This window comes from Streptomyces sp. NPDC101118, assembly GCF_044759445.1.
Taxonomy (GTDB): domain Bacteria; phylum Actinomycetota; class Actinomycetes; order Streptomycetales; family Streptomycetaceae; genus Streptomyces.
On the sequence record NZ_JBIVZG010000008.1, the window covers coordinates 72,357 to 78,737 of the forward strand.

At 74.8% G+C, this 6,381-nt stretch carries 5 protein-coding genes; 1 reads left to right on the plus strand and 4 read right to left on the minus strand.

The window, feature by feature from the left end; all coding sequences use genetic code 11:
* Positions 1-18: 18 nt before the first annotated feature.
* The 3 genes from ACIQUQ_RS15730 to ACIQUQ_RS15740 form a co-directional block, all read right to left on the minus strand.
* The gene (locus ACIQUQ_RS15730) at positions 19-1,110 is read right to left on the minus strand and encodes a lactonase family protein (protein ID WP_403975820.1); all 1,092 of its coding nucleotides are present in this window, start codon (positions 1,108-1,110) and stop codon (positions 19-21) included.
* 56 nt (positions 1,111-1,166) lie between these two features.
* On the minus strand, positions 1,167-2,300 hold the full coding sequence (locus ACIQUQ_RS15735; RefSeq protein ID WP_399948198.1) for a nitric oxide synthase oxygenase: 1,134 nt from the start codon (positions 2,298-2,300) through the stop codon (positions 1,167-1,169).
* 220 nt (positions 2,301-2,520) lie between these two features.
* Positions 2,521-4,023: an FUSC family protein gene (locus ACIQUQ_RS15740; protein ID WP_403976275.1), complete on the minus strand. Its 1,503-nt coding sequence runs from the start codon at positions 4,021-4,023 to the stop codon at positions 2,521-2,523.
* A 386-nt stretch (positions 4,024-4,409) separates the two neighbouring features.
* Between ACIQUQ_RS15740 and ACIQUQ_RS15745 the strand changes: the two genes are divergently transcribed.
* On the plus strand, positions 4,410-5,639 hold the full coding sequence (locus ACIQUQ_RS15745; RefSeq protein ID WP_403975824.1) for a nitrate/nitrite transporter: 1,230 nt from the start codon (positions 4,410-4,412) through the stop codon (positions 5,637-5,639).
* A gap of 146 nt (positions 5,640-5,785) precedes the next feature.
* Here ACIQUQ_RS15745 and ACIQUQ_RS15750 read toward each other — a convergent pair whose 3' ends face one another.
* Positions 5,786-6,166, minus strand: a complete 381-nt coding sequence (locus ACIQUQ_RS15750; RefSeq protein ID WP_403975827.1) for a VOC family protein — start codon at positions 6,164-6,166, stop codon at positions 5,786-5,788.
* Between the last annotated feature and the right edge of the window lie 215 nt (positions 6,167-6,381).

Sequence of the window (6,381 nt, forward strand, 5' to 3'; positions counted from 1 at the left end):
CCCGCCCCGGGGGCCCGGTCAGGCGAAGACCACGCAGGTGGCCGCCGGTACGTCCACGCTGCCCGCGCGGTGCGGCAGGCCGGTCTCCGGGTCCACGTCGAACCAGGTCACGTCGCCGGAGCGCTCGTTCGCCGCGTACAGGCGCCGCCCCACGGGGTCGAGGGCCAGGTCGCGCGGCCACACCCCGCCGCAGTCCACGCTCGCCGTGAGGGCGGCGCCCGCCCCGTCCTCGTCGAGGGCGAGCACGGCGATGGCGTCGTGGCCCCGGACCGCGGCCCACAGGAAGCGGCCGTCCGGGTCCGCGACGAGGGCGGAGGGGTAGCCGCGTACGTACTCGGAGGCCTCCCCGGGGGCGACCGGGACCTCGGCGAGGGGTTCCGCGGCGCCCTTCTCCGGGTCCCAGCGGCAGACGGTCAGGGTGGGGGCCAGCTCGTTCAGGACGTACAGGTGCCGGCCGCCGGGGTGGAAGGCGAGGTGCCGGGGTCCGCTGCCGGGGCGCAGGGCGGTCTCGGCGTGCGGGCGGGGCGGGAGGGGCGGGCGGGCCGTGTCGCCGGCGGGGTCGAGCGCGAGGACGCGCAGGGAGTCCGTACCGAGGTCGACGCAGACCGCCCAGCGGCCGCTGGGGTCGGGCAGCACCTGGTGCGCGTGGGGGCCGGTCTGCCGGTCCGGGTCGGGTCCGCTGCCCTGGTGGCCGAGGACGGCAGGGGGGCCGGTGAGGCCGCCGCCGGGGGTGCGGCGCAGGGCGCCGACGCCGCCGGAGGTGTAGTGGGCGGTGAGCAGCCAGGGTCCGGCGACGCTGAGGTGGGTGGGTCCGGCTCCGCCGACCGGCTCCGGGTCGCCGAGGGGGTACGGGCCCTCCGCGCCCAGCGCGAAGGCGGCGGCCGTACCGTGCTCGCCCTCGCTGACCGCGTAGAGCACCGGCGCGTCGGGGGCGAGCGCGAGGTAGGAGGGGTCGGCGAGGACGCCGGTCGCGCCGAGGAGGGTCAGTTCCCCGGTCGCCGGGTCGAGGGCCGCGGTGGTGATGCCGCGGCCGCCCGCCGAGGTGAAGGAGCCGATGTGGGCGCGGCGGCCGCCGCCGGCCGCGCCGCGCTGTCCGGTGTCCTCATTCACGATGGTGCCCTTCCCGGTCGCAGTGGGTCCCGTCCCGGCCGACCGTAGCAGAAGGTCTAGACCAAGTCGGTGCCCTGGGCCCGGGCTTGGGCTCCCGGGTTCTGCACGTAGGCGGGGCTGCTCTCGGTGGTGTCGTACGTGCGGTGGAAGACGGGGGTGGCGGAGCCCGAGATCGGCGGGACGATCCAGGACCAGTCCGCGCCCACGGTGCGGCCCTTCTGCTCCTCGCGGTCGAGGTGGGTCAGGAAGCGGCGGGACTCGGTGTGGTGGTCGGTGATGGTCACCCCGTCGCGGTCGAAGGAGTGCAGCACGGCCCGGTTCAGTTCGACCAGGGCGCGGTCCTTCCACAGGGAGCGGTCGCTGGAGGTGTCCAGCCCCAGTCTGCGGGCGACGGTCGGGAGCAGGTTGTAGCGGTCGGTGTCGCCGAGGTTGCGGGCGCCGATCTCGGTGCCCATGTACCAGCCGTTGAAGGGGGCGGCGGGGTAGCGCACCCCGCCGATCTCCAGGCACATGTTGGAGATCGCGGGGACCGCGTGCCAGCGCAGTCCCAGGTCCCGCCAGTGGTCGCCCTCCGGGTGCTCGATGGGCACTTCGAGGACGGCGTCCGGGGGGAGTTCGAACCACCGGGGCTTGTCGTCGCAGCCCTGGACCACCAGGGGCAGGACGTCGAACGGGGTGCCGGGCCCGCCGGGCCAGCCGAGCCGCCGGACCCCCTCGGTGAAGCCCCGGTTGCGCGGGTCGCCCTGCATGCCGTGCTCGGGGCCGTACCCCGCGTACCGGATGAGCTGTTCGTTCCAGATGACCGGACCGGGCCGGTCCGGGGTGTCCGGCGCGAAGACGGTGATGGTGGGCCGCACCCGGCCGGCGTTGGTGGCCTCCCTCAGGTGCTCCACGCACTGGGCGGCGATGTCGTCGGCGCCGGTGAGGTCGCGGTGGTCGCGCACGCGCAGCGAGTTCCAGTAGAGGCGGCCTATGCAGCGGTTGCTGTTCCGCCAGGCGACGCGGGCACCGTGGACGAGCTCCTGCGGGGTGTGGCGGTAGGTGCCGCTCTCCTCGATCTCCTTCCACACCACGGCGAGCCGGTCGTACGGATCACCGGCCTCCGGGTTCTCCCGGTGGTGGAGCCGGATGAACTCCTTGGCCGCCGTCCACACATGAGCGGCCGTCGAGCGCAGCTGCAGTATTTCCATTCCGGGCGGTTACCCCCTTACCGGCCAGATCCACCCTGTACATGCCGGATGAATGTGCTGTGAACAAGCACCCGTTGTACATGCCGCAGGTCAGAGAGTGACGTACGGCGCGCCCGGATCGGTGAATATCCTTCACCCGTTCGAGGGATCACCCGCAGAGGAATGCCAGAACACGCCCGCCGGGTGGGGCGGGCGTGGTAAGGGGCGTGGTGAGGGGGCGTCAGGAACGCACGAGCGACGCGCGGGGCGCAGTCCGCAGCGGTGCGTCGAGTTCGGCCAGCAGCCGCTCCAGACCGTGCAGATGGGCCAGCGCCGGCTCGCCCGAGGGAGCCGCCGGGCGGTGCTCGCGTACGGTGCCGTCGGCCGCGTCGGACCCGGCGCCGGGCACGGTGAGCGCCTCAACCGCGGCCTCGACGCGCCAGCAGGCGGCGGCCAGCCGGGCGTCGTGCCCGGCGTCCGGGTCGGCGGCCACGGCCGCGAGCCCGCGCACCTCGCGGGCGCACTCGTCCAGCAGCGCGATCACGGCGCGCGCCCGGGCCTTGCGGGCGCGGTACGGGCTGAGCGGGTGGACCAGCGGCGCCAGGGACATCCGCACCCGGCCGAGCAGCAGCTCCAGTTCGGCGGCGTGCGGGGCCGGGTCGGCGGTGGGCGAGCCGGCCAGGCGGGCGGCGGCCTCGGCGGTGGCGGCGTGGACGGAGCGCAGCGCGCGCTGGATCCAGGCGTCGTTGGTGGCGTGGGTGGTGACCGGCAGCACGAGGACCACGGCGAGGGCGGCGCACGCCGCGCCCACGGCGGTCTCGGAGAGCCGGAGCACGAGCAGGGCCGGGTCGAGGACGCCGAGCAGGCCGTACAGCAGTCCCGCCATCACCGTGACCGCGAGCATCATCCAGCTGTAGGAGACCGGCGCGGTGTAGAAGATGCCGAAGACGCAGAGGGCGACCAGCACGACGGTGGGTGCGGCGGCGCCGTGCAGGGGGATCGCGACGAGCATGCCGACGGCGATGCCGACGAGGGTGCCCAGCACCCGGCGGAAGCCGCGGACCAGGGTCTCGCCGCGCGAGGCGGTGTTGACGAAGATCCACCAGGCGGTGCCCACGGCCCAGTACCAGCGGTCCTCGGAGAGGCCCTGGCCGATGGAGAGGGCGACGGCGCAGGCGGCGGTGGCCTGGAAGGCCTGCCGCGTCGTGGTGCGCGCCAGGCCCCGGCCGGGCAGCGGCGGCGGCACGGCGGCGGGCGGGGTGCGGCGCTCGATGGGCCAGAGCACGAAGCGGACCAGGGCGGCGGCGGCCAGGGCCAGGCCGACCGCGGCGTACAGCTCGGGCAGCTGCCCGGGGACCGCGTGCAGGAACTGCGTGATGAAGAAGTTCATGAACGCGAAGATCCCGAGCGCATGGCCGCGCGGCCCCCAGCGGCGGGCGTAGACCCCGCAGAAGACGACGGCGACGAACGCCGCGTCGCGGGCCGTCGGGACCCCGTGGAGGGTGGTCGCCAGGGCCAGGACGGGGAAGCCGGCGGCCGGCAGGAGCGCGGTGGTCCAGGCCTGGGCGCGCACGGTGGCGTCGGTGACGGTGAAGAGGGCGAGCAGGGCCGCCAGGCCTCCGGTGATGGAGGCGGTGAGCGAGAAGCCGGCCAGTTCGGCGACGGCGACGGCGAGGCCCACGCCGATGACGGCGCGGGACGAGTTCCTCAGCCTCAGGTGCCCCGGGTCAGGAGCCACGAACATCCTCTTCACGGCGGTGGGCCGCCCCCCTTGTCGTGCTCGACGCCGCGTCTGGGCTTCCCGGGGGTGGTGGGGGCCGCAGGCACGACGAAGGCACCGCGGTCCGGTCCGGCCTCGTTGCCGGTCCGGCGCTGCGGCGCCGTAAGTACATGGATACTGCACAGATAAACACCTGAAAGGTGTCTGGCTCAACTGGCAGGCGGTCAGGTGTGCCATTGGCCCAGTCCGCGTCTCTGTCGCCGGGCCATCGGGCTGCCAACGGCCCAGGTAGGGGCGGCAGCCGTACCGGGAGCGTGACCTGGGACATCGTGCGCCGGCGGCTGCCCGCGCACCGCCCGTTCGGCGCAGTCCCGCGCGACCGGCGGGCCCGGGCCGCCTTGACTGGCGGAATGGAGGCCACGTCGACAGCGCCGCCGTCGGGCGCCGCGTACCGCAACCTGGTCCTGGCCACGGTCGGCTTCACCCTGACCTTCTGGGCCTGGGACCTGGTCGCCCCGCTCGCCGGGGACTACCAGGACCGGCTCGGGCTGAGCTCCTTCGAGCAGTCGCTGCTCGTGGCGGTGCCGGTGCTGGTCGGGTCGCTCGGGCGGATCCCGGTCGGCGCGCTGACCGACCGGTACGGGGCGCGGCTGATGTTCCCGCTGGTCTCCGCACTGACCATCGTGCCGGTGCTGCTGCTGATCGTCGTGCGGGACAGCTATCCGCTGATGCTGGTGGTGGGGTTCTTCCTGGGGCTGGGCGGCACGACGTTCGCGATCGGGATCCCGCTGGTGAACTCCTGGTTCCCGCCCGCCCGGCGCGGCTTCGCGCTCGGCGTGTTCGGCATGGGCATGGGCGGGGTGGCCCTGTCGGGGTACTTCACCCCGCGGCTGGCCGAGCACGGCTACGCCCTGCCGTTCACGGTGGTGGCCGTCGCGCTCGCCGGGTACGCCGTGCTCGCGGCGCTGCTGCTGCGGGACCGGCCGGACCGTCCCGTGCCGACCGCCTCCCTCGGAGAGCGGCTGGGCGCGGCCGGGCGGCTGCGGGTGACGTGGGAACTGGCCGCGCTGTACGCGATCGGCTTCGGCGGCATCGTCGCCTTCGGCGTGTACCTGCCGACGTACCTCAAGACCTGGTACGGGCTGTCGGCGACCGACGCCGGCACCAAGGCCGCCGGCTTCGCCCTGGTGACCGTGGTGTTCCGGCCGGTCGGCGGCTGGCTGTCGGACCGGATCCACCCCGCGCGGGTCACGGCGGGGGCGCTGGGCGCGGTGGCGCTGCTGGCTATCGTGCAGGCCTTCGACCCGCCGCTGAACCCGGGCGGCACGATCGCGCTGCTCTGCATGGCGGCCGGCCTCGGCACCGCCAGCGGCAGCGTCTTCGCGCTCGTCTCCCAGGTGACCCCGCAGCCCCAGGTGGGCAGTGTGACGGGCATCGTCGGCGCCACGGGCGGCCTGGGCGGGTTCGTGCCGCCGCTGGTGATGGGCGCGATCTACAGCGCGAAGGACTCGTACTCGATCGGCTTCATGCTGCTGTCCGACCTCGCGCTCGCCGGCGCCGTGTACGCGTACGTCCGGATGCGGACCGTCCGCCCCGCGGACGCGGTGGAACCGGACCGGACGGTGCGGTCCCCGGTCTGAGGCGGCCGGGCGGGGCGGTTCTCCGTCCGAGGCGGCCGGGCGGGGCGGTTCTCCGTCCGAGGCGACCGGACCAGCCGGGGCGGTTCTCGGTCCGAGGCGACCGGACCGGCCGGAGCGGGGCCGGGGCGACCGGCGGGGCGCCGGTCTCAGGGGCCGGTGAGCACGGACAGCACGTTGCCCGCAGGGTCCTCGAACCACGCGATGGCGTGCCCGCTCGACTCGTCCCGGGCGATTCCCTTCTCGTCCTGGTCGAAGCCCTCGTACCGCTGGATGGCGATGCCGCGCGCGACCAGGTCGTCGACGGCCCGGTCGATGTCCTCCACCGGGAAGTTGAGGACGGTGAAGCTCGCAGGTGTGTGGTTCTCCTTGGGGTAGAGGAAGACCTGCGCGCCGCTGCCGAGGTGGAGGGCGAGCGTGCCCATCTCGTCGTCGGTGACCTTCAGGCCCAGCGTCTCCCCGTAGAACCTGCGGGCCTCCTCGATGCTGTCGACCGAGAACCCGCTGAACGCCTTGCTCTCTCCCAGCATGACGGTGCTGCCTCCGTTCCTCGCGGCTACGTCCGCGCACGCCCCCGGCCCGTCGTCTCCATCGTCTCCCCGGGGTGAGGGGGGCACAAAGGGAAGGCGGGCGTGGGGGGGGGGGGGGGGGGGGGCGGGGCGGGGGCGGGCCGGCCCCCCCCCCCCCCCCCCCCCCCCGCCCCCGCCCCCCCCCCGCCGCCGCGCCCCCCCCCCCCGAGCCGCCG